Here is a 3,231-nt window from a genome sequence, read left to right as displayed (position 1 = left end):
TCTACAACAATGCCGGCATCCAGACAAAAATGTACACTGGTCTGAGCAGTGCAAACGATTCTGACTACATGACCACGAATTATGAATATGATGCGTGGGGACATTTGGTAAGAACGACTGACAGCACAGGCTATAACTCTGGTGCAACAACCTATGATCTGAATGGTAATGCACTGACTGTAACCGATGCAAACGGCAATGTGACCACTAACACCTATGATGCACTGAACCGTGTGCTGACAGCAAATACTATTTGCAGTGATACTTCTAAAAATGTATCAAAATCCTATGTCTATGACAATATGGGAAGAGTGCGGAGTAAAACTGCCAATGGTGTACAGACAAGTTATCAGTACGATATCCTTGGACGTGTTTATCAGGAACTTAGTGAAAAATATTTTAAGGGCTATTTCTACGAGGGCGTATCGCAGTATGCGAAGGAGCAGCTGGTTGGTATTAATCACCAGATAATTTATTCTGCTACACAATATGAATACGATGCCGAAATGCGTGTTATTAAGGTAAAGGAAAGCGGCAATGAAACAGCTTCCTATACCTATGATGCCAACGGCAACAAGGCAAGTGAAACGCTGGCAAACGGTGTGGTTTCGACTTATACTTACAATGGCTGCAATAAGATTACAAAGCTTGTGACGAAATCCGGTAATTCGACGATTTCTGAGTATGAATATTCGTACTATTTAGATGGTTCTGACGCTTGCAAAGTACGCAGTGAAAGTGGTATAATAGAGACAACGGATTACGAGTATGATGGGTTGAAACGTCTGACGGAAGAATCAGTTTCCAATGGCACAACAATGGACACCTATGCGTATGAGTATGATGACTACGGCAACCGTTCCAAGATGACGGCTACTGGTACGGAAGAATATGAGACTGTTTATGATTACAATGATGCAAACGGCAATTATACTGCATTGCTGCAAAAGGAAACCAAGACAGTCGAGGAAACTTCCAGTGCCACAACAGCCAATGGATTGGCAACCAGCCCCACAGAGCTGATTACAAATTCTATCGCAGACACCGGTACAAAAGAAACGGTATATTCCTATGATGCCAACGGAAATCAGATCACAAAGACCGCAGAGGGTAAGACAGAGACAAACACTTACGATGGTCTGAATCAGCTGATTGGATTTACTGATGGAGAGACAACAGCAAGTTACACGTACAATGCGGATGGTCTGCGGACGAGCAAGACAGTTGACGAGGAGACGATTAACCATATCTGGGATGGCAACAAGCAGATTGTTGTGGACATGGATGACAGTGACTGGTACAGCGCTGAGGTTTATGTTCGTGGTACAAATCTGCTGGCGAAATTCAGCAAGCAGAGTGGCAATGTCAAGACGGATTATCAGTATTATACGCAGAATGCGCATGGCGATGTTGTTAATCTGACGGATGCTCAGGGTGCGATTACAAAGTCGTACAAGTATGATGCGTTTGGTGTCGAACAGAACATTGATGATTCCGATAGAAATGCGTTCCGGTATTGTGGGGAATACTATGATGCGGAAACGGGTACGATTTATCTGAGAGCACGGTATTATAACCCGACTACGGGTAGGTTTATTTCACGAGATAGTTTTGCAGGCAAGAATGAAGAGCCATTAAGTTTAAATCTTTACACTTACTGTCATAATAATCCCATTGCATATATTGATTCTAGTGGTCATGCTATTGAGACTGTGCTTGATGTGATAAGCCTAGCTTGCAGTGTTGTGGATATGGTAAGAGATCCGTCTTGGGCAAATGCAGGATTCTTAGCTTGGGATGTAGCAAGTGTTGCTATTCCGTTTGTTCCAGGATCATATGCAGGGAAAGCTGTCAGAACAACTGCAAAAATTGCTTCTCATTCTGATGAGGCTACTGATGCATTAAGATATTCGGATGAACTTATTTCAGCAGCTAACGTTCGAAGAACAACAACACAGTTTAATTTCCATGATGAATTAGCAAAATCGTTAGAACAGAGACTTTCTCCAACAGCGGGATATCGTAGCTTTATGGAACCTAATGATAGTTTTTATCGTAATGTACTTCAAAATCCTACTATAGATTCATCTGGGTATTATGATATAATTGCTCATGGTTCCCCAAATTCTATTGAGATGAATATAAATGGACAGATTCAAGAAATTGATCATAGAATGTTAGCTTCAATGTTGGAACACTCAGATGATTATATGGGACAAGACATTCGGCTTTTATCTTGTAGTACAGGTTCTTTAGACAATGGGTTTGCTCAAAATTTGGCAAATAAAATGAATGTCAATGTGTTAGCACCAACAAATATCTTATGGGCATATGATAATGGAAAAATGGTTGTAGCACCATCTATAACTTCTGGACGCCCTACATATCCGGATCTCTCGAATACAGGAGATTTTAAATTATTTACGCCTGGACACTAATAGGTGGCACCATATGAATGAATTAAAATGTGATATATGTGGATGTAGCATGGTATTTATGCAAAGGGGTTATTCTCAAGGGTGGTTTTGTTTGAATTGCGGACGTAGTATTGTTACCAGTGCTTGCGAGTTGCTAGAAGAAAAAAACAAAAAATATTCAATATTCTTACTTAATGGAGATTATACAAATATAGACCACATAAAAGTTGTTGCAAAAGCAAAAAATATAAACTATATAAAAGCGAGATCTATTTTGAAATCTAAAAACAGAATATTTTTAATTTTTGGTAAAAAGGAGGATCTAAAACACATTATTGATGAACTAAATAATCTAAACATTGAATACTGTGTCGAATCTAATAATTAATAGTAACAAAACGGTAGAAATGCTAGTAATCAGGTTTTATTTTGACCCACGCATACAATTTCTGCGAGAGACTGACTAATTTTATGACAAAAACTGAAAAACTTGTTTCAGCCTCGGATATATTCAAATGTAGGATTACAGAAGTCTTGTATCTGAACAAAATAGAAACAGAAACCTTGTACAATCTGTATGCAAAGGCAAGCGTACAGATCAGCCCCGATCTCGCTGCATATATTTCCGTCAATGAAGCCGTAACAGCAGGAACTGCGAACTGTCCGTCAAGACAGTCGAGGAAACTTCCAGTGCCACAACAGCCAATGGACTGGCAACCAGCCCCACAGAGCTGATTACAAATTCTATCGCAGACACCAGTACAAAAGAAACGGTATATTCCTATGATGCCAACGGAAATCAGATCACAAAGAC

2 protein-coding genes are annotated in these 3,231 nt (G+C 39.7%); both read left to right on the top strand.

The features are described 5' to 3' along the window. The coding region (locus QZ375_RS14010) for an RHS repeat-associated core domain-containing protein (RefSeq protein WP_295219976.1) at positions 1–2,438 on the top strand (2,438 nt) is incomplete at its 5' end. A 13-nt stretch (positions 2,439–2,451) separates the two neighbouring features. After that, the gene (locus QZ375_RS14005; RefSeq protein ID WP_295219974.1) at positions 2,452–2,805 is read left to right on the top strand and encodes a hypothetical protein; all 354 of its coding nucleotides are present in this window, start codon (positions 2,452–2,454) and stop codon (positions 2,803–2,805) included. The last annotated feature ends 426 nt before the right edge of the window (positions 2,806–3,231 follow it).

The sequence above is a fragment of the Ruminococcus sp. genome (genome assembly GCF_019417665.1).
Lineage (GTDB): Bacteria > Bacillota > Clostridia > Oscillospirales > Ruminococcaceae > Ruminococcus_C.
Note: the sequence above shows the minus strand (reverse complement) of the source record. Positions and strands in the feature narration are given on the sequence as shown.

What these genes read in the sequence shown, in the direction of transcription:
- QZ375_RS14005 (WP_295219974.1), top strand. Translation starts at nt 2,452, where the DNA reads ATGAATGAATTAAAATGTGATATATGTGGATGTAGCATGGTATTTATG.